Source organism: Methylobacterium endophyticum, from assembly GCF_050591105.1.
In the GTDB taxonomy this organism is placed as follows: Bacteria; Pseudomonadota; Alphaproteobacteria; order Rhizobiales; family Beijerinckiaceae; genus Methylobacterium.
Genome location: NZ_JBNHES010000013.1, coordinates 1 through 19,733, shown reverse-complemented (window position 1 = coordinate 19,733; position 19,733 = coordinate 1). Strand labels below are relative to the sequence as shown.

Here is a 19,733-nt window from a genome sequence, read left to right as displayed (position 1 = left end):
GCCACCGGACCCGCCGAGCGACGCGGGCCGGCGGGAGGATGCGGCTTCCGGAAGACGGGGCGGACCATGACGGGATTGCGTTGGGCCGGGCACCGGACCGGGCTGTTCGCCGCTGCGGCGCTGGCGGCGACGATGCTCATCTCGCCGGCATCGGCCCAGGCTCCCGCGCCCCGCCCCGCCCCGAAGGCGGCCGTGCAGAGCCCGGCCAAGAAGACCTTCCTGCGCGACGGGCTGGCCAGCGAGGGCGTGCGCCTCGAGACGTCGCTCAGGAGCGAGGCAGCCGCCGCCGGCCCCGCCCCGAAAAGCGCCGACGCGGCCCGTCAGGCCGGCGAGGCGCTGGTCGCGGCGGAGAAGGTGGACGAGGCTCTCAAGCCCCTGACGGCGGCGGTGGCCGCCGACCCGTCCGATGCCAGGAACTGGCTCGCCTATGCCCGCGCCGCCGACACGGCGAGCGGCGACGAGGAGAAGAAGGACTACGCCGCCCGCAACATGCTCGGGCGGCGCGCGCTGGCCGCCGCCTACATGGCCTACCAGCGGGCGAAGACCGGTTTCGACGAGGGCGACGCACTCTATTTCCTGGCCCAGACCTACGGCGAGAAGGACCAGTGGCGCGACGCGCTCGACGCCTACCGCGCCAGCCTCGCGGCGGACGAGGACGCCGATGTCCGCAAGGACTACGAGGAGGCCCGCGCCGAGCACGGCTTTCGCATCACCGACTACAAGGTCGATTCGGACGCCGCCTCGCCGCGCGTGTGCTTCACCTTCTCCGACGCGCTCGCGCCGAAGACCGACTTCTCCCCCTTCGTCGCCGTCTCGGGCGCGACCAACGCCGCCGTCACCACGGAGGGGATGCAGGTCTGCGTCGACGGGCTCAAGCACGGCAGCCGCTACGCCTTCGTGGTGCGCGAGGGCCTGCCCTCGGCGATCCCCGAGGAGAAGCTGCTGAAATCGGCCGATTACGAGATCTATGTCCGCGACCGGCAGCCCCAGGTCCGCTTCACCGGCCGCAACTACGTCCTTCCGCGCACCGGACAGGCCGGCGTACCGATCGTCTCCGTGAACGCGCCCAAGGTCGATGTCGAGGTGCTGCGCATCGGCGACCGCAACCTGCTCCCGTCGCTGCGCTCGGAGGAGTTCCTGAACCAGCTCTCCGGCTCGTCCGCCAAGGGCATCGCCGACCAGAAGGGCGTGAGCGTCTGGAAGGGCACCCTCGACACCGCCAAGGCCGAGCCCAACCAGGACGCGGTGACGGCCTTCCCCGTGCTCCAGGCGGTCGGCAAGCTCGAGCCCGGCATCTACGTGATGGTGGCGCAGGCGAGCGGCACCGCCTCGGCCTCCGAGGAGGAGGATGGCGGCTACGAGCAGAAGGCGACGCAGTGGTTCGTGGTCTCGGACCTCGGGCTCACCGCCTTCAAGGGCCGCGACGGGGTGCATGTCTTCCTGCGCTCGCTCGCCAGCGCACAGGTGGTGTCCGGTGCCGAGATCCGGCTGGTGGCCAGGAACAACGAGGTGCTCGCCACCCGCAAGACGGATGCGCAGGGCCACGCTGCCTTCGATCCGGGGCTCGCCAAGGGCGAGGGCGGCATCGCGCCGGGCCTCGTGGTGGCGCAGATCGGCGACGATTACGGCTTCCTCGACTTCTCGCAGACGGCCTTCGACCTCACCGACCGCGGCGTGAAGGGGCGCCCCGATGCCGGCGCCATCGAGGCCTATGTCTTCCCCGAGCGGGGCGTCTACCGCTCCGGCGAGACCGTGCAGATCACCGCGCTCCTGCGCGACGCCAAGGGTGCCGCCGTCACCGGCCTGCCGCTGACCCTCGTGGTGAAGCGCCCGGACGGGGTCGAGTACCGCCGCGCCCAGGTCGCCGACGAGGGCCTCGGCGGGCGCGCCCTGCCGCTGCCGCTGCTCTCGGGCGCCATGCACGGGACGTGGCGCATCTCGGCCTTCACCGATCCGAAGGCGCCCGCCATCGGCGAGGCGAGTTTCCTGGTCGAGGATTACGTCCCCGAGCGGCTGGAACTGACGCTGACGCCGAAGACACCGGCCCTGCGCAAGGGCGAGCCGGCCCGGATCGACCTTTTGGCCCGCTATCTCTACGGCGCGCCGGGCTCGGGCCTCGACGTGTCGGGCAGCGTGACGGTTCAGCCCGCCGCGAGCTCCGGCATCAAGGGGCTCGACGGCTTCTCCATCGGCCTGGACGACGAGAGCGTCGAGGCGGTGACGAAGGAGATCGAGGAGCACGCCACCACCGACGCCAAGGGCGCCGCCCTGGTGAGCGTGCCGGTGGACGCCTCCGCCGCCCCCCGCGCCATGGAGGCGAAGATCACGCTGGCGGTGGGCGAGCCCGGCGGCCGGGCGCTCTCGCGCAGCCTCACCCTGCCGATCCTGCCGGACGCCCCCGTGCTGGCGATCCGAAAGGGGTTCTCCGGCGACCTGCCCGAAGGGGCGCCCGCCGCCTTCGATCTCGTGATGGCCTCCCCCGAGGGCCAGCGCCTCGCCCAGAAGGGCGTGACCTGGACGCTGTCCAAGCTGGAGCAGAGCTACCAGTGGTATCGCGCCGACGGGCGCTGGTCCTTCGAGCCGGTGAAATCCGTCCGCCGCATGGCCGACGGCAGCGCCGACCTCCCGGCCGACGCGCCGGCCCGCATCACCGTGCCGGCGAGTTTCGGCAAGTACCGGCTGGAGGCGAGCGTGCCCGGCAAGCCGGGCGCCTCGGCCAGCGTGACCTTCTCGGTGGGCTGGTCCGGCGGCGAGACGGCGGACGTGCCCGATCTCCTCGACCTCACCCTCGACAAGGCGTCCTACGCCGCCGGCGAGACCTTGCGCGCGCGCATCGCGCCGAAGTTCAAGGGCACCGCGACGCTTGCCGTCATCGGCGACGGCCTGCGCGAGGTGCTCGACGTGACGGCGCCCGAGGGCGGCACCACGGTCACGATCCCCGTCAAGGCCGAGTGGGGGGCGGGCGCCTATCTCGTGGCCTCCGCCTACCGGCCCCTCGACCAGGCGGCCAAGCGCCTGCCGGGCCGTGCGCTCGGGGTCGCCTGGTTCGCGGTCGACCGCGACAAGCGCAACCTGTCGGTCTCCGTCGCCGCGCCCGAAAAAACCCGGCCGCGCCAGGACCTCACGCTGCCGATCAAGGTCGCGGGCCTCGGCTCCGGCGAGGAGGCGCGGGTGACGGTGGCGATGGTCGATATCGGCATCCTCAACCTCACCCGCTACGAGGCGCCGAACCCCTCGAAATACTTCTTCGGCCAGAAGGCCCTCGGCTCCGAGATCCGCGACGTCTACGGCTACCTGATCGACGGCATGCAAGGCACGCTCGGCGCCATCCGCTCCGGCGGCGACGGCGGCGCGTCCGAGATGACAGAATCCCCGCCGACCCAGGCGCCGCTCGCGCTCTATTCCGGCGTCGTCAAGGTCGGCGCGGACGGCACCGCCACCGTCACCTTCCCGCTGCCCGCCTTCAACGGCACCGGCCGGGTGATGGTGACGGCCTGGAGCAAGGGCCGGGTGGGCCAGGCGCAGGCCGACGTGATTGTCCGCGATCCGGTGGTGCTCACGGGCACGCTGCCGCGCTTCCTCAATGTCGGCGACCGCTCGCGCTTCTTCGTGGCCCTCGACAACGTGGAGGGGGCGGCCGGCGACTACGTGGTCGATCTCGATCTCTCGGGCCCAGTGCTCGTCGGCGCGGAGGCGGTTCACAAGACCATCCGCCTCGACGCGGGCGGCAAGGCGCAGGTGGCGATCCCGATCACCGCCGCCGGCCCCGGCCTCGCCCGGCTCGACGTGAACCTCTCCGGCCCCGGCCTGCCCGGCGGCGTCGGCCAGAGCTTCTCGCTCGCCGTCTCGCCCGGCACCGGCGCGCTCGTGCGCCGGACCGTGCGGCCGCTCGAACCCGGCGCCAGCCTGCAACTCAGCAACGAGTTGCTCGCCGACATCCTGCCCGGCACGGGGGCGGTCTCCATCGCCGCCTCGCCGATCCCAGGCCTCGACGTGCCAGCCCTGCTGCATGCCCTCGACCGCTACCCCTATGGCTGCTCGGAGCAGGTGGTGAGCCGGGCGATGCCGCTCCTCTACGTCAACAAGCTCGCGGCCATGGACAAGCTGGCCCTCGACGATCAGGTCGACGCCCGCGTCCGCGAGGCCATCGAGCGGGTGCTGTCGCGCCAGGATTCGAGCGGCGATTTCGGCCTCTGGTCGGCCTCCGGCTCGAACGACCTCTGGCTCGACGCCTATGTCACCGACTTCCTGACGCGGGCCCGCGAGCGCGGCTTCGCGGTGCCGCCGAAGGCCTTCGGCCTCGCCCTCGACCGGCTGCGCAACGCGGTGGCCAACACCACGGAGGTGCGCGATGGCGGCATGGACCTCGCCTACGCGGCCTATGTGCTCGCCCGCAACGGCAGGCCCGTGATGGGCGACCTGCGCTACCTCTCCGACACCAAGCTCGCCGACTTCTCCACGCCCCTCGGGCGCGGGCAGATCGCGGCGGCGCTGGCGCTGCTCGGGGACCGGGGCCGCGCGGCGAAAGCCTTCGACTCGGCGCTGCAATCGCTCAAGGGCGAGCGCGACAAGCAGAGCTACCGCGCCGATTACGGCTCGCGCCTGCGCGACGGCGCCGGCATCCTGGCGCTCGCCGCCGAGACCGGCTTCTCGGGCGCCGCGCTCCAGCCCGTCGCCGCCGTCATCACCGACGAGCGCGCGAGCGGGCGCACCACCAGCACCCAGGAGAACGCCTGGATGGTGCTCGCCGCCGAGGGCCTGACCAAGGAAGCTGAGGCGCTCTCCTTCACCGTCGATGGCGCGCCTCAGAAGGGGCTGCTGGCGCGCAGCTACAGGGCGTCCGCCCTCGAGGCGCGGCCCGTCACCATCGTCAACGACGGCAGGGCGAGCGTGCAGGCGGCGCTCAGCGTCACCGGTAACCCGATCGCGCCCGAGCCGGCGGAATCGCGCGGCTACAGCATCGAGCGGAGCTACCACCGCATCGACGGCACCCTCGTCGATCTCGCCAACGGCGTGCGCCAGAACGACCGGCTCGTGGTGGTGCTCAAGGTGACGGAGGCCAAGGCCAGCGACGGGCGCCTGCTGCTGGTCGACCGCCTGCCGGCCGGCTTCGAGATCGACAACCCGAAGCTGCTCGACGCCGATACGCTGACGGGCCTCGCCTTCGCCAAGAGCGACGTGCAGCCGGTCCATTCCGAGTTCCGCGACGACCGCTTCATCGCGGCCTACGACCGCAACGCCTCGCAATCGGCCTTCTTCACGGCAGCCTACACGGTGCGCGCGGTCTCCCCCGGCACCTACGTGCATCCCGGCGCGGTGATCGAGGACATGTACCGCCCCGAACGCTTCGGCCGCACCGGTTTCGGCTCGGTCGAGGTGACGGCGGCGAAGTAGGATGAGGGCTCCGCCGCCCTTCCCTCTCCCCTCTGCGGGAGAGGGTGGCCCGCGAAGCGGGTCGGGAGAGGGAAGCGACTTATCCGGAAAGGGCGCTCCCCTCTCCCGACCCTCGCTGACGCGAGGCCCACCCTCCCCCGCGAAGGGGGGAGGGCTGCGGCGGGTCGCGCTCGCCATGCTCTGTCTCGGCGCGCTGGCCGCGCTGTCGTCGGGCATCGCCCTGTGGCGCTTCGCGGCCTCCCTCCCACCCCTCGACCTGACCCAGGCCGAGCTGCGCTCCACCGTGGTGCTCGACCGGCAGGGCGACCTGCTGCGCCCCTTCGCGACGGCGGGCGGGCGCTGGCGGCTTCCCTTGAGCGTGGACAGGGTCGATCCGCGCATGCTGGCGATGCTGCGCGCCTACGAGGACCGGCATTTCGAGAGCCATCCCGGCATCGATCCGGCGGCGGCCGCGCGGGCGGCGTGGCAGTGGCTGCGGCACGGCCGCATCGTCTCCGGCGGCTCGACGCTGTCCATGCAGGTCGCCCGTCTGGTCGAGCCGAGACCCGAGCGCTCGCTGGCGCAGAAGCTGCGCCAGATGGTCCGCGCCGTGGAGCTGGAGCGCCGCCTCGGCAAGGCCGGCGTGCTCGAGCTCTACCTCGCGCTCGCCCCCTATGGCGGTCCGGTGGAGGGCCTGCGCGCGGCAAGCCTCGCGTATTTCGGCCGCGAGCCGGCGCGCCTGTCCTTCGCGGAGGCGGCCCTGCTCGTGGCGCTGCCGCAGGCGCCCGAGGCGCGCCGGCCGGACCGTTTCCCGGCAACGGCCCGGCGCGCCCGCGACCGGGTGCTCGACATCGCCGCTGCGCAAGGGGTGGTCACGGCGGCGGAAGCTGCCGCCGCCAAGGCCGAGCCGGTGCCGACCGCGAGGAAGCCGTTCCCGATGCTGGCGGCGCACGCGGCGGAGGAGGCCGTCGCCGCCGATCCCGGTGCCCGGACCCAGCGCCTGACCCTCGACGGGCGCCTCCAGGCGAGCCTCGAATCGCTAGCGGCGGAGCGCGCCACCGCCGCCGGGCCGGACCTGTCGGCGGCGATCCTCGTCCTCGACAACGCCAGCGGCGCGGTGCTCGCGCAGGTCGGCAGCGCCGGCTATCTCGACGCGGGCCGGCGCGGCGCCATCGACATGACGCAGGCCGTGCGCTCCCCCGGCTCGGCGCTGAAGCCCTTCATCTACGCGCTCGCCTTCGAGGCCGGGATCGCCCATCCCGAGACGCTGGTGGAGGACCGCCCGGCCCGTTTCGCGGCGACCTACGCGCCGGAGAATTTCGACCTCACCTACCAGGGCACGGTGAGCGCCCGGCGCGCCCTCCAACTGTCCCTCAACGTGCCCGCCGTGGACCTGCTGGAGGCAGTGGGGCCGGCCCGCTTCGTCGCGCGGCTGCGCTCGGCCGGCGCCGATGTCGTCCTGCCGCGCGACACCGCCCCCGGCCTGCCCGTGGCCCTCGGCGGGCTCGGCATCACCCTCACCGACGTGGCGAGGCTGTTCTCCGGCCTCGCGCGCGGCGGCGTCATGCCGGACATCGCCCGGCGCGCGGACCGGCCGGCACCGGCGTCGTCCGGCGCCCGCGTCGCCGAGCCGGTGGCGGCCTGGTACGTCGCCGACATCCTGCGCGGCGCGCCGCCCCCCGAGAACGCCCTGCCGAACCGCATCGCCTACAAGACCGGCACCTCCTACGGCTACCGCGACGCCTGGGCCGTGGGTTTCGACCGGCGCGCGACCATCGCCGTCTGGGTCGGGCGGGCGGACGGCGCCGCCGTGCCGGGGCTCGTCGGGCGGGCGGTGGCCGCGCCGGTCCTGTTCGACGCCTTCGCCCGCTACGGCGGCGAGCCGGTGCCCGTGCCGCAGGCCCGCGACGCGCTCGTCGCCACGAATGCGGGCCTGCCGCCGCCGATGCGCCACCTGCGCAAGGACGCCCCCGCCGCCACGGCCGGGACCACGCCGCTGAAGATCGCCTACCCGCCGGACGGCGCCCGCATCGATCTCGGCCTGTCCGATCCCGGCGCGTCGAGCCTCGCGCTCAAGGCGCTCGGCGGGGTGCCACCGCTGACCTGGATGGTCGACGGCCTGCCGGTGGCGCAGGGCGCGCGCCGTCAGTCGGAATGGCGGCCGGACGGTGCCGGTTTCGCCCGCCTCTCTGTGATGGACGCCTCGGGCGCCAGCGACAGCGTGGTGGTGCGCATCGAGTGAGCGCGCCCCGAGACGTTTTTTTTAAGCGATCCCGAAGTCGGCGGACCGGCCTTAGTGCCGAATCAACGGTTTGCGTCCAATCTATCTCCCGCCCCGGCCGGCGCCCGCGCAAGCGTGCGAGGATGCGCGCGCGAACAGCGCTCATGCATGGCGCGGGCGCCACGTCGTTCTCCTGGGGGAAGAGACTTCGCAATGATCCGGTATCTGCTCGCGGGCGCGGCTGCGCTCGCCCTCTGCACCAGCGCCCGCGCCGATATGGTCGCGGGCTGGGACGTCACCCCGAAGCCCGATGCGGACGGCATCTGCTCGGCGCAGTACAACTACGTCGACAAGGACGACGGCAACGCCAAGAACGCCGTCAACTTCACCTTCGCCAAGGGCAAGGACGGCGATACCGTGATCGTCATGGTGTTCGGCTACGGCAAGTGGGAGTGGGACAAGGGCGAGAAGGCCACCGCCGACCTGATCGTCGACGACACCGTCGAGCACCGGGCCGCCAAGTGGGAGGCCACGGACAAGGTCGTCCTGCTCGGCACCTTCACCGGCGCCGAGGGGCTGGTGAAGTCCATCGCCGGCGGCAAGGACATCGGCCTGCGCTTCGACGGCGACAAGGACAACGAGGCCTGGTTCAAGATCCCCAATGCCGGACAGGCCATGGGCGCCGTGGCGATCTGCCGGGGCCAGGTGAAGTAGTCCCGACCGGCTGATAACGACCCCGAAGAGCCGCGATTCCATGATGGGATCGCGGCTTTCTCGTTCGGCGGGGCGCGTCCTCGAAGACCGGCAGGCGGGGCTCCTACCCCCGTCTCGATCGCATCCCGGTTTCCTGGGCGGACTCTACCGGAACCAGCCCGCGAGCGGATCGAGGACATAGGCCAGCCACGCCCTGGCGCGGGCGCCGAGGGTCTCGCCGCCGCTCCGGCGCGCTTCCGCCTGCATCTGCTGGGCCGAGAGCATGGCCGCGACATAGGCGTCCTCGGCCGGCTTGCATTCCGCCAGGGCGGCCAGTTCGGCCGCGCGTTTCGGCACGCTCATGGGCTGGCCAGAGAAGGCCTGCCGCACGCATTTGTGCCACCGCTTCTCCAGCATCGGCAGCTCGTCGGCCACGGCGACCGCCGCGCCGGCCGACAGGGCGATCATGACGGTGAGGAGCAGGCGAAGCATGGCGGTGATATCGCACCGGGCGCGACCCGACGCCATGCCCGCACCGCGATGCGGCGATGCCCTCTACCATTTATCGCAAGGCTGGACTCGCCCGAATCCCGAGGGCAGCACGACGAAGCGCGTTCCTCCGGCCGGACGGCGGCAGAGGCGTTCCCGAAACGCTTGGCGGCTGCGGAACCGACCGCACCGCCGCCGTCATCCCGGATCATCGAAACGCGGCCAGCGGAACATGAAAAAAGGGCGCCGCCCCTCGAGGAGCGACGCCCTGTGCCGTGCCGGCGGTCGAGACCTTAGTGGAAGGTATCGATCTCGGCCGACTCGTAGCTGGTGACTTCCATGCCGACGCAGACTTCGGACACGATGGGGGCGGACCAGGTCATGATGCTCTCCTGCTGAAACACGAATTCAGGAACACGACAGCCGGACGGACCGGCCGGCGGCTCAGTGGAAGGTGTCGATCTCGGCGGACTCGTAGCTCGTCACTTCCATGCCGACGCAGACTTCGGACACGATGGGGGCGGACCAGGTCATGGTGTCTCTCCTTCGATTGTCTGCCCGGAAGATAAGCGATGGGTTGGGCGCAATACAAGCGGGCCCTACACTTATATTTCTCACAGACAGGCCGGCTCGGGGGATAAATCCTGCGCTCGGCCCGCGCCTCCGGGGGAATTGCGCGTCGTTTCAGAGATATGGTGCCGATGGCGCCGGTTTTCAAACCGTGGGCGGCGGCAGCCCGGACGGGCTGCCGGAGGCCGGCGAGGGGCTTGACGGCGCCGGGGGCCGGGCGCACCACCCGCGCGCCGCGACCGCCCCTCCGGGCGGCCCGCGAGGCCCGACGACGATGCCCAGCGACAGTCCAGACCGACCGCCCGAGCCGCGCCCGGCCGCGCCCGCCGCCTCCGCCTGAGCCCCGAGGGCTCGCCCGGCGGCGCGGGCCGCCGGTGGCGGCCTCGACGCGCGGCGAGCCCGAAGGTGCGGAAGGCGGCCCATGAACCAGATCGCTCACCTCGACGCGCGAATCGACCCGTCCGTGCTGGCCGCGCGCCTGTCGGACGAGCGGGCGCCCGACATCGTGGAAGCCCTGAACGAGGAGGCCCCGGAGGTCGCCGCCGCGATCCTGCTCGGGCTTCCGCACGAGCGTGCCGTGGAGGTGCTCGACCAGCCCGAGCTCGACTGCGCCGCCGACATCGTCGAGATGCTGCCGCGCGACAGGGTCGCCTCCTACCTCTCCGGCATGTCGGCCGACCGCGTCACCGACCTCTTCCGCGAGATCGAGGAGCCGGGCCGCTCGGACCTGCGCGCGCGCCTCGACGCCGAGACGCGCGGCGCCGTCGACAAGCTCAGCGTCTACGGCGAGGAGACCGTGGGCTCGCTGATGACCACCGAGTTCGTCACGGTGCCGAGCACCTGGACCGTCGCCCAGACCCTCGACCACATCCGCGTCGTCGAGCGCACCCGCGAGACGATCTACGCCATCTTCGTGCTCGACGCGCGCACCCGCGCGCTGACCAAGGCGGTCCCCCTGCGCCGCCTGATCTCGGGCAACCCCGACGACAACGTGCTGAGCGTCGCGCCGGGGCGGCGCCCGCTCGCCGTCTCGCCGACCGCCGGCCGCGAGGAGGCGGCGCGCCTGATCTCGAAATACGACCTGCTGGCGCTGCCGGTGGTCGATGCGGTGGGCCACGTCATCGGTATCGTCACCGTGGACGACATCATCGACGCCATGGTCGAGAAGCAGACCCAGGACGTGCAGCGCTTCGGCGGCATGGAGGCGCTGCCCGAGCCCTACATGGATATCGGCTTCTTCACCATGATCCGGAAACGGGCCGGCTGGCTCTGCGCGCTCTTCCTCTCGGAGATGCTCACCGCCTCCGCCATGCAGGGCTTCGAGGGCGAGTTGGAGAAGGCCATCGTGCTGACCCTGTTCATCCCGCTCATCATGTCGTCGGGGGGCAACTCGGGCAGCCAGGCGACGTCGCTGCTGATTCGGGCGCTGGCGCTGCATCAGGTGCGGTTGAGGGACTGGTGGCGGGTGGCGCTGCGCGAGATCCCGAGCGGCCTGCTGCTCGGCGCGATCCTCGGCCTCATCGGCGTGGCGCGCATCGCCATCTGGCAGAAGACCGGGCTCTACGACTACGGCCCTCACTGGCCGCTCGTCGCCGCGACGGTGGGCTGCGCGCTCATCGGCATCGTCACCTTCGGCTCGCTGACGGGATCGATGCTGCCCTTCCTGCTCCAGCGCATCGGGTTCGATCCCGCCACCGCCTCGGCGCCCTTCGTGGCGACCCTCGTCGACGTGACCGGGCTCGTGATCTACTTCTCCGTGGCCCTGCTGATCCTCAAGGGCACGCTTCTATAGGCGGGGCCTGCCCACGGATGAGGCGGAATCGGGACTGCCTCTCGATCGCTCTCTTGCCAAATCCCCGCGACGATCTGTATTGATAAGCGCCCTTTACGGTCCGCCGTCCCGCGCGATGCGCGATTCGGCGGATGATCTCGAACCTTCGGCCTGATCGCCGAGGCGTCCGGCGCCCACGGAATTTTCGTCCCGCGGTGATCGACGGATCTGTGTTCGAGCCCGGACGGGCGGCGGCGGACGCGGCGGACCATTCTTCGTCGCCGCGCTCGCTCTCGGTTTAAGGGCCGGCTCGTCGCCGGCCGCAAGTCTTCGCGAGGTCGGGTCGGAATGGGGAGACGCACGGCATCGGGTTCCGCTGCTGTTGCTGCACGCGCGCGCGTCGAGCGCCGCGTCGTCTCGCTCCGTCCGCCGGCCGTCCTTCACCTCAACCCCGATCTTCACCTCAACCCCTGGCGCGCCGATTGCCGGCGCCGGTCGGCGGTTGACGGCAATCCCTTCCCAACACCCCCCACGGCCGCGGTTGCGCGGCCGGTGCGGGCCTTTCCCATCACGGCCCGCGGGCCGGGAAGCGCCCCTCCGGGACGGCTCGGCTCAAGGAGAGCGACGTCGACCGCCATGTCGAAAGTTCGTCATGGCCAACATCAACAAGATGCTCATCGATGCGATGCACCCGGAAGAGACCCGGGTCGTCACCATTCACGGATCTAAGGTCGAGGAATTCGACTTCGAGGCCGCCAACAGGCGCCAGCTTCGCGGCAACATCTACCTCGCCAAGGTGACGCGCGTGGAGCCCTCGCTCCAGGCGGCCTTCGTGGAATATGGCGGCAACCGCCACGGCTTCCTCGCCTTCAACGAGATCCATCCCGACTACTACCAGATCCCGCTCGCCGACCGGCAGGCGCTGCTCGAGGACGAGGCCCGCGAGGCCGAGGAGCATCGCGAACGCGAGGACCGTCGCCGCTCGTCGCGCCGCTCGCGCGGCCGCCGCGCCGAGGCGGCCTCCGCCCGCGTCGACGAGACCGTGACGGGCGAGGATGTCGCCCTGACCGAGGGCGGCGACATGGGCAACGCGCTCGTCTCGGACGAGGCGGCCGTCGAGCCGGGCGCCGATGCGTCCGCCGCTCTGCCGGAGGCGGTTCTCGATGCCGCCGAGACCGGCGGGGAGCCCGCCTCCGAAGCTCCTGCCGAGGAAGGCCACGCGGCGGAGACGGCGGCCGCGCCCGAAGAGGCGTCCGAGCCCGCTCACGAGCAGGCCGGGGAGATCCAGGCCGAGGCGGCCGTGGCCGAGCGCGAGATCGAGGTTTCCGAGGTCGAGGAGGATTCGTCCGACGAGGACGACTCCGATGAGGACGACGACGAGGACGAGTCCGACGACGAGGATTCGGACGACGACTCCGACGAGGACGAGTCGGACGAGGACGGCGAGCCGCGCATCGAGCAGGTCGGCGGCAAGGGCGACGCCCTCGCCGAGCTGCCGGAGCGTCCCCGCAGCCAGCGCCGCCACTACAAGATCCAGGAGGTGATCAAGCGCCGCCAGATCATCCTCGTGCAGGTGGTCAAGGAGGAGCGCGGCACCAAGGGCGCGGCGCTCACCACCTACCTGTCGCTCGCCGGCCGCTACTCGGTGCTGATGCCCAATACCGGCCGTGGCGGCGGCATCTCCCGCAAGATCACCTCCGCCGCCGACCGCAAGCGCCTCAAGGAGGTCGCCCAGGATCTGGAGGTGCCCGACGGCATGGGCGTGATCCTGCGCACGGCCGGCGCCTCGCGCACCAAGCCCGAGATCAAGCGCGACTTCGAGTACCTGATGCGGCTCTGGGAGAGCGTGCGCGAGCTGACGCTGGCCTCCACCGCCCCGGCGCTCGTCTACGAGGAGGGCTCGCTCATCAAGCGCGCCATCCGCGACCTCTACAACAAGGACCTCGAGGAGGTGCTCGTCGCCGGCGAGGACGCCTACCGCGAGGCCCGCGACTTCATGCGCATGCTGATGCCGGCGCAGTCCAAGGTCGTGAAGCCCTATCGCGACCCGACGCCGGTCTTCGCCCGCTACGGGGTCGAGCAGCAGCTCGACGCGATGTTCTCGACGCATGTGACGCTGAAATCCGGCGGCTACCTCGTCATCAACCCGACCGAGGCGCTGGTCTCCATCGACGTGAACTCGGGCCGCTCCACCCGCGAGCACGACATCGAGGACACGGCGCTGCGCACCAACCTGGAGGCGGCCGAGGAGGTCGCCCGGCAGCTGCGCCTGCGCGATCTCGCCGGCCTGATCGTCATCGACTTCATCGACATGGAGGAGAAGCGCAACAACCGCGCCGTCGAGAAGAAGCTGAACGACTGCCTGAAGAACGACCGCGCCCGCATCCAGGTCGGCCGCATCTCGCCCTTCGGCCTGATGGAGATGAGCCGCCAGCGCATCCGCACGGGCCTGCTCGAATCCTCCTCCGTGCCCTGCGCCCATTGCGGCGGCTCCGGCTACGTGCGGGCCACCTCCTCGGTCGCCCTGCATGTGCTGCGCGCCATCGAGGAGGCGCTGCTCAAGAGCGCCAGCCACAACCTCGTGCTGCGCACGCGCACCGAGGTCGCCCTCTACATCCTCAACCAGAAGCGCGCGCATCTGCGCGAGATCGAGCTGCGCTTCTCCGTCACCGTGACGATCGCGGCCGACGAGCGCCTCGCCCCGACCACCGCCTTCCAGCTCGACCGCGGCGAGCCGGCGACCCGTCCCGAGGGCCCGGTGACGGGCGTGCGCGCCGTGGCCGTCTCGCCGGACATGGAGTTCGAGGACGAGATCGAGGACGACGAGATCGAGGCGGACGGCTCCGAGGAGACTGCCGAGCCCGAGGAGGAGGCCGGCGAGGGCCGCGCCGCGCGTTCGGCGGAAGCCCGTGAGGACGGCGAGGGCCGCCGTCGCCGCCGCCGCCGCCGCCGTCGCGGCGGGCGCGCCGAGGGGGGCGAAGAATCCCAGGCCGAGGGCGAGGAGGATTCGGACACCGAGACCGCCTCCGCGACGGAGCGGGACGGCGAGGCCGAGGAGGCTTCCTCCGCCGCCCCCAAGACCGGCGAGGAAACCGCCGGCGACGAGACGGCCGGCGAATCCTCCGGCCGTGAGGGAGAGGCCGGACGCCGGCGCCGTCGCGGCCGCCGTGGCGGCCGGGGACGCAGCGAAGGCCGGGTCCGCGAAGGCGACGAGTCCGTGCAGGATAACGAGGCCGACTCGCCCCTGCCCGCCGAGGAGCCCGTCAGCGCCGAGGCTTTCGCCGCCGCCGTCGAGCCGCCCGCGCCGGAGGACGAGGGCCGTTTCGAGGCGTCGGAGCCCGCCCCCGTCCCCGCCGAGGTCGAGGAAGTCCCGCCGGCCGCCGCCGCGCCGGAACCCGAGCCCGCCGCCGCTCCCGAGCCAGCACCCGCCCCGGTTCCGGCTCCCGAGCCCGTCGCGGTGGTGCTGACGCCGCCCTCCGACGATCCCGACCGTCCGAAGCGGGCCGGCTGGTGGTCGCGCACGAAGGCGGCCCTCACCGGGGACTGAGAAAGCCGGATGAGACGGCTCGGGATCGCCCGCGGTCCCGAGCCGTCCGCTCAGCCCGGCGCCGGCAGCAGAACCTGCGCGGGGGCAAGGCGCGCCGCGCGCTTCACCTGCCGCACCGTTATCGGGCGGTAGAGCTGCTTGGTCGCATCGACGACGTGCAGGCCCGCGAAAGGCAGCGACAGGCCGGTGCCAAAGCGCTCCCAGGCCCCCGCCGCCTGGAGAATGAGCCGGCTACGCACCGGCGGCATGTAGAGCGTCTCCGCCCACCCTTCCGGCGAGAACAGCGTGTCGCGCATCAGGCGGCCGAGCTGCGAGCGGCTGTAGGGCTGGCCATGGCCGAAGGGCGTGGCCTCGCGGCGCGACCAGACACCGCGCCGGTTCGGCACCACGAGGACCATGCGGCCGCCGGGCGTGAGGATGCGCCAGACCTCCTGAAGGAGTTCCGTCGGGCTTTCCACGGATTCGAGCGCATGCACCAGGATGACGCGGTCCACGGCCGCGTCCGGCAGGGGCATCATCAGGGGATCGGCGAGCGCCGAGCAGGAGCGGCCGCTGCCGGGCCAGTTCACCACCCCTTGCGTGGCCGGCATGAAGGCCAGCGTGCGCTCGGCAATGAACTGCACCGGGCCGAGATAGGGCGTGGCGTAGCCGAGCCCGAGGACCCGCAGGCCCGAGACCGAGCCGAGGAACCCGTGGATCGCCCGGCCGACGATGCGATGCGTCACCGCGCCCAGCGGGCTGGCGTAGAAGGCGCGCAGATCGGTGACTTCGAGACGCATCTTGGGGCACTCGGGTCCGTCGAGGCCGGCCCGTTCCGGCAGTTCTTCTTCGGCCCCGTCCCGAGTCAATGGGGAGCGAGGGCCGGGACGGCAAGCTTTTGCGCGCGACTCGGCCTTCCTGCCCCTCGACGGACGGCGGATAAACCACACCTAACGCCTGCGGGAGGTCGCGGTCATCCGGCGCTCCCGCGTGAGGCACGACAGCGGGAAGGCGAGACGGCATGGCGCGGCAGACACCCTGGATCCGGACCTTCCTGTGCCGGTCGGACAATATCGGCGTGCTGATCCGCGACCCCGCCACTGGAGCCTGCGCCGCCATCGACGTGCCCGAGGCCGGCCCCGTGCTCGCCGCGCTGAAGGAGACCGGCTGGCGGCTCACCGACATCCTCGTGACCCACCGGCATGCGGACCATGTCGAGGGTATCCCCGAGGTGAAGCGGGCCACGGGCGCGCGGGTGGTGGCACCCGCCAAGGCCGGGGCGGCGGTGCCGGATGTCGACGTGGCGGTCTCGGAGGGCGACCGCGTTTCGGTGGGCGCGCTGGAGGCCGAGGTCTGGGAGACGCCGGGGCACTGCGCCGACCATGTCAGCTACGTCTTCCGCGACGCCGGGATCGTGTTCGCGGGCGATACCCTGTTCACCCTGGGCTGCGGCCGGGTGATGGAGGATTCGCCGGAGGTGCTGTGGCGCTCCCTGTCGCGCTTCCTCGCCCTGCCGGACGAGACCGAGATCTACAGCGGCCACGATTATGTCGCCGCGAATGCGCGCTTCGCCCTGGCCGCCGACCCCGAGAACGCCGCGCTGAAGGAGCGCGCCGCCGAGGCCGAGCGCGCCAAGGCGGAGGGCCGTTTCCTGATTCCCTCCTCCCTGGGCACGGAGCGGGCGACGAACCCGTTCCTGCGCGGAGGCGAACCGGCGCTGGCGCGCGCGGCCGGCCTTCAGCCGGGCGCGGACGAAGCCGACGTGTTCGTCGCGTTAAGAGCGTGGAAGAATCGGTTCTGAGCTATACCAATCAAGAAAAATTTGTTGCCTTCTCAAACAAACTTGAACATACGACCGAAAGGGCCGTCAGCGGCTTCGACGGTCGCTTCCTTCGGGAAGGTCGATGTGAAACGGAAACGCGGAGCGGTGTGCTCCGCCCGGTCAGATGGGGGCTCGTCTCGCCTTACCACCTTTCACCGTCCCGCCTGCCCCTTCCCTTCGTGCATCCGGAACCGGAGGATGCAGAGGAAGGCGTACAGCCCCTGACGATCAATGACCGTCCCCCGCCCAAGAGCGTGGGATCCATGGTGCCCGGCGGCAGAGGCCGCGCCGGCGAGCCCGTGCCGGTCCGTCCCCGCACGGCGCCTGCGGCGGCCGATGTCCGCCTGCTGACGATCGCCACCGAGCATCTTGCGCGGCTCGGACCCAAGCGGGTGACGGTGGTGGCGGTGGCGGCGGAGGCGGGCATGACGCACGCCAACGTCTACCGCTACTTCCCCTCCAAGGACGCCCTGCTCGACGCCGTGGCCGGGCGCTGGCTGCGCGACGTGGAGACGCGGCTGGCTGGCATCGCCGACGCGCCCGACCCCGCCGACGACAAGATCGAGCGCCTGCTTAGCGCGCTCGCGGCCGTGCAGCGCGACGCGCTGGCCGACGAGCCGCATCTCTTCGCCGTCCATCTCGACGCCACGGTCTCCGCCCGCCCCATCGCGCGCCGGCACCGGGTGCGGCTGCGCAGCCTGGTGGAGCGGGTGGTCGAGGAGGGCATGGCCGCCGGCGCCTTCTCGGCGCGCGACCGCGAGCGGGCCATCGCCTACATCTTCGATGCGAGCTATCGCTTCACCCATCCGCTGGCCATCCAGCACGATGCCGACGTGCCGCGCGACCTCCTCGACGTCCGACTCGGGGCGGTGATTCACGCGATCCAACGGGTGCTGCGCTCCGGCATCCTCTAGGCGAAATGACAGACCTGCGGGTCTGTCATTTTCGTTCCGGGCGGCCGGCTCTTCGTCTAACTCCTTACCAGGACGCCGCTTTCTTCAAGGCGCCCGGAAGCGGCACCCCGGCGATCTGGCCCGAAGCGTGCTTTGCGGTTCCGCGATCGGGTTGAAGCGGAGGTGCTTTTCGGCCACACAACGCCGCGACCGAAAAGGGCGTGACGGCGTATCCGACCGGAGCCGAGAGCGGCGAGGCGATACGGCGGGCGCGTCGCGAAGCGGAGCCCGCGCGGCGCGACACTGCGGCAGGCCGGAGGCGAGATCCCGAAGCTTCCAAGATCCTGAAAACGTCCAAGATTCTGAAACGTCGAAGATCCCGACATCGTCACGGAGGTTCCCGTCACATGGCACGCAGCAAGATCGCGCTCATCGGCGCCGGACAGATCGGCGGAACCCTCGCGCATCTGGCGGGCCTGAAGGAACTGGGCGACGTCGTCCTGTTCGACATCGCCGACGGCATCCCGCAGGGCAAGGGCCTCGACATCGCGGAATCCGCGCCCGTGAACGGCTTCGACGCCAAGTATTCCGGCGCCAGCGACTATTCCGCCATCGAGGGCGCGGATGTCGTCATCGTCACCGCCGGCGTGCCGCGCAAGCCCGGCATGAGCCGCGACGACCTCATCGGCATCAACCTCAAGGTGATGGAAGCGGTCGGCAACGGCATCAAGCAGTACGCGCCGAACGCCTTCGTGATCTGCATCACCAACCCGCTCGACGCGATGGTCTGGGCCCTTCAGAAGTTCTCGGGCCTGCCGCCGCAGAAGATCGTCGGCATGGCCGGCGTGCTCGACTCCGCCCGCTTCCGCCACTTCCTCGCCGAGGAGTTCGGCGTCTCGGTGGAGGACGTCACCGCCTTCGTGCTCGGCGGCCACGGCGACGACATGGTGCCGCTGGTGCGCTACTCGACGGTGGCCGGCGTGCCGCTTCCCGATCTGGTCAAGCTCGGCTGGACCACCCAGGAGAAGCTCGACGCCATGGTCGAGCGCACCCGCAAGGGCGGCGGCGAGATCGTCAACCTGCTCAAGACCGGCTCGGCCTTCTACGCGCCCGCCGCCTCCGCCATCGCCATGGCCGAGAGCTACCTGCGCGACAAGAAGCGCGTGCTGCCCTGCGCCGCGCATCTCTCCGGCCAGTACGGCATCGACGGCCTCTTCATCGGCGTGCCGATCGTGATCGGCGCGAACGGCGTCGAGCGGGTGCTCGAGGTGGAGTTCAACGTCGACGAGAAGGCCATGTTCGACAAGTCGATCGCCTCGGTGACGGGGCTGATCGCGGCCTGCAAGACCGTCAACCCGGCGCTCGCCTGACCAAACCCCTTCGGGAGCGCGCCGGTCGAAAGGCGCGCTTCCTCGCTACCCGCCTCCCTCCGCCAGATCATTCGACGAGGTCGCCATGAACATCCACGAGTACCAGGCGAAGGGAGTTTTGCGTGGGTTTGGCGTTCCGGTGTCGCGGGGTGTCGCGATTCTGGATGCGTCTGAGGCTGAAGCGGCGGCGCGGGAGCTTGGCGGTCCGGTCTGGGTGGTGAAGAGCCAGATCCATGCGGGCGGTCGCGGCAAGGGGACCTTCGTGGGAGCGGCGCCGGATGCCAAGGGCGGCGTGCGGGTGGTCAAGTCCGTGGAGGAGGTGGCGAAGAACGCCGCCGAGATGCTCGGCGCGACGCTGGTGACGGTGCAGACCGGGCCCGCCGGCAAGCAGGTCAACCGTCTGTATATCGAGGAAGGCGCGCAGATCGCGGCGGAGTTCTACCTGTCGATGCTGGTCGACCGCGCCACCGGGGGCGTCGCCTTCGTGGTCTCGACGGAAGGCGGCATGGACATCGAGACGGTGGCCCACGAGACGCCGGAGAAGATCCACACGATTCCCGTCGATCCGGCCACCGGCGTGATGCCCCATCACGGGCGCGCGGTGGCCAAGGCCCTCGGGCTCTCGGGCGCGCAGGCCAAGGAAGCGGGCGCGCTGACGGAGAAGCTCTACGCGGCGTTCGTTTCCAAGGACATGAGCCTCCTCGAGATCAACCCGCTGGTGCTCACCGGCGACGGGCGGCTCGTCTGCCTCGACGCCAAGATGGCCTTCGATTCGAACGCGCTCTACCGCCATCCCGACGTGATGGAACTGCGCGACGAGACCGAGGAGGACGCCAAGGAGATCGAGGCCTCCAAGCACGACCTCGCCTATATCGCGCTGGACGGCACCATCGGCTGCATGGTCAACGGCGCCGGGCTCGCCATGGCGACGCTGGACATCATCAAGCTCTACGGCGAGGAGCCGGCGAACTTCCTGGATGTCGGCGGCGGCGCCAGCGAGGAGAA

Annotated in this window: 13 protein-coding genes; 9 read left to right on the top strand and 4 right to left on the bottom strand. The window is 71.2% G+C overall.

Going from position 1 to position 19,733, the window contains the following annotated elements:
• The first annotated feature begins 66 nt into the window (after window positions 1-66).
• The 3 genes from ACP56T_RS14785 to ACP56T_RS14775 all read left to right on the top strand — a co-directional run bounded on the left by ACP56T_RS14785 (window position 67) and on the right by ACP56T_RS14775 (window position 8,308).
• Window positions 67-5,394, top strand: a complete 5,328-nt coding sequence (locus ACP56T_RS14785; protein ID WP_430912895.1) for an MG2 domain-containing protein — start codon at window positions 67-69, stop codon at window positions 5,392-5,394.
• 175 nt (window positions 5,395-5,569) lie between these two features.
• Window positions 5,570-7,615 carry a penicillin-binding protein 1C gene (gene pbpC, locus ACP56T_RS14780; RefSeq protein ID WP_430912894.1) on the top strand — a complete coding sequence of 682 codons (2,046 nt, stop codon included), beginning with the start codon at window positions 5,570-5,572 and terminating at the stop codon, window positions 7,613-7,615.
• A gap of 192 nt (window positions 7,616-7,807) precedes the next feature.
• Complete coding sequence (locus ACP56T_RS14775; RefSeq protein WP_430912893.1) at window positions 7,808-8,308, top strand: hypothetical protein; 501 nt, start codon at window positions 7,808-7,810, stop codon at window positions 8,306-8,308.
• Window positions 8,309-8,452: 144 nt separating this feature from the next.
• On the opposite strand, the gene ACP56T_RS14770 is transcribed toward ACP56T_RS14775, so the two are convergent.
• From ACP56T_RS14770 to pqqA (ACP56T_RS14760), 3 genes are all read right to left on the bottom strand, one after another.
• Window positions 8,453-8,779 (bottom strand): hypothetical protein, encoded by a 327-nt coding sequence (locus ACP56T_RS14770; RefSeq protein ID WP_430912892.1) that lies wholly within the window; start codon window positions 8,777-8,779, stop codon window positions 8,453-8,455.
• A 290-nt stretch (window positions 8,780-9,069) separates the two neighbouring features.
• On the bottom strand, window positions 9,070-9,159 hold the full coding sequence (gene pqqA, locus ACP56T_RS14765; protein WP_430912891.1) for a pyrroloquinoline quinone precursor peptide PqqA: 90 nt from the start codon (window positions 9,157-9,159) through the stop codon (window positions 9,070-9,072).
• A gap of 61 nt (window positions 9,160-9,220) precedes the next feature.
• Window positions 9,221-9,310 carry a pyrroloquinoline quinone precursor peptide PqqA gene (gene pqqA, locus ACP56T_RS14760; protein WP_430912891.1) on the bottom strand — a complete coding sequence of 30 codons (90 nt, stop codon included), beginning with the start codon at window positions 9,308-9,310 and terminating at the stop codon, window positions 9,221-9,223.
• Between the two features lie 457 nt (window positions 9,311-9,767).
• Here pqqA (ACP56T_RS14760) and mgtE point away from each other — a divergent pair, with 457 nt between their 5' ends.
• Window positions 9,768-11,138, top strand: coding sequence for a magnesium transporter (gene mgtE / locus ACP56T_RS14755; RefSeq protein WP_430912890.1), 1,371 nt, complete (start codon window positions 9,768-9,770; stop codon window positions 11,136-11,138).
• A 631-nt stretch (window positions 11,139-11,769) separates the two neighbouring features.
• On the top strand, window positions 11,770-14,664 hold the full coding sequence (locus tag ACP56T_RS14750; RefSeq protein ID WP_430912889.1) for an Rne/Rng family ribonuclease: 2,895 nt from the start codon (window positions 11,770-11,772) through the stop codon (window positions 14,662-14,664).
• Window positions 14,665-14,714: 50 nt separating this feature from the next.
• Here the strand turns inward: ACP56T_RS14750 and ACP56T_RS14745 are convergent, their stop codons facing one another.
• Window positions 14,715-15,443, bottom strand: a complete 729-nt coding sequence (locus ACP56T_RS14745) for a class I SAM-dependent methyltransferase (RefSeq protein WP_430912888.1) — start codon at window positions 15,441-15,443, stop codon at window positions 14,715-14,717.
• 221 nt (window positions 15,444-15,664) lie between these two features.
• Between ACP56T_RS14745 and gloB the strand changes: the two genes are divergently transcribed.
• The 4 genes from gloB to sucC form a co-directional block, all read left to right on the top strand.
• A complete protein-coding gene (gene gloB, locus ACP56T_RS14740; RefSeq protein WP_430912887.1) occupies window positions 15,665-16,444 on the top strand; it encodes a hydroxyacylglutathione hydrolase in 780 nt (259 codons plus the stop codon).
• Window positions 16,445-16,764: 320 nt separating this feature from the next.
• Window positions 16,765-17,379 carry a TetR family transcriptional regulator gene (locus ACP56T_RS14735; RefSeq protein WP_430912886.1) on the top strand — a complete coding sequence of 205 codons (615 nt, stop codon included), beginning with the start codon at window positions 16,765-16,767 and terminating at the stop codon, window positions 17,377-17,379.
• A gap of 386 nt (window positions 17,380-17,765) precedes the next feature.
• The gene (gene mdh, locus ACP56T_RS14730; protein ID WP_430912885.1) at window positions 17,766-18,728 is read left to right on the top strand and encodes a malate dehydrogenase; all 963 of its coding nucleotides are present in this window, start codon (window positions 17,766-17,768) and stop codon (window positions 18,726-18,728) included.
• 85 nt (window positions 18,729-18,813) lie between these two features.
• A partial coding sequence (sucC, locus tag ACP56T_RS14725; RefSeq protein WP_430912884.1) for an ADP-forming succinate--CoA ligase subunit beta occupies window positions 18,814-19,733 on the top strand: 920 nt, incomplete at its 3' end.

What these genes read in the sequence shown, in the direction of transcription:
- gloB (WP_430912887.1), top strand. Translation starts at nt 15,665, where the DNA reads ATGGCGCGGCAGACACCCTGGATCCGGACCTTCCTGTGCCGGTCGGAC.
- ACP56T_RS14785 (WP_430912895.1), top strand. Translation starts at nt 67, where the DNA reads ATGACGGGATTGCGTTGGGCCGGGCACCGGACCGGGCTGTTCGCCGCT.
- ACP56T_RS14750 (WP_430912889.1), top strand. Translation starts at nt 11,770, where the DNA reads ATGGCCAACATCAACAAGATGCTCATCGATGCGATGCACCCGGAAGAG.
- ACP56T_RS14770 (WP_430912892.1), bottom strand. Translation starts at nt 8,779, where the DNA reads ATGCTTCGCCTGCTCCTCACCGTCATGATCGCCCTGTCGGCCGGCGCG.
- ACP56T_RS14745 (WP_430912888.1), bottom strand. Translation starts at nt 15,443, where the DNA reads ATGCGTCTCGAAGTCACCGATCTGCGCGCCTTCTACGCCAGCCCGCTG.
- ACP56T_RS14775 (WP_430912893.1), top strand. Translation starts at nt 7,808, where the DNA reads ATGATCCGGTATCTGCTCGCGGGCGCGGCTGCGCTCGCCCTCTGCACC.
- pqqA (WP_430912891.1), bottom strand. Translation starts at nt 9,159, where the DNA reads ATGACCTGGTCCGCCCCCATCGTGTCCGAAGTCTGCGTCGGCATGGAA.
- pbpC (WP_430912894.1), top strand. Translation starts at nt 5,570, where the DNA reads ATGCTCTGTCTCGGCGCGCTGGCCGCGCTGTCGTCGGGCATCGCCCTG.
- mdh (WP_430912885.1), top strand. Translation starts at nt 17,766, where the DNA reads ATGGCACGCAGCAAGATCGCGCTCATCGGCGCCGGACAGATCGGCGGA.
- pqqA (WP_430912891.1), bottom strand. Translation starts at nt 9,310, where the DNA reads ATGACCTGGTCCGCCCCCATCGTGTCCGAAGTCTGCGTCGGCATGGAA.
- mgtE (WP_430912890.1), top strand. Translation starts at nt 9,768, where the DNA reads ATGAACCAGATCGCTCACCTCGACGCGCGAATCGACCCGTCCGTGCTG.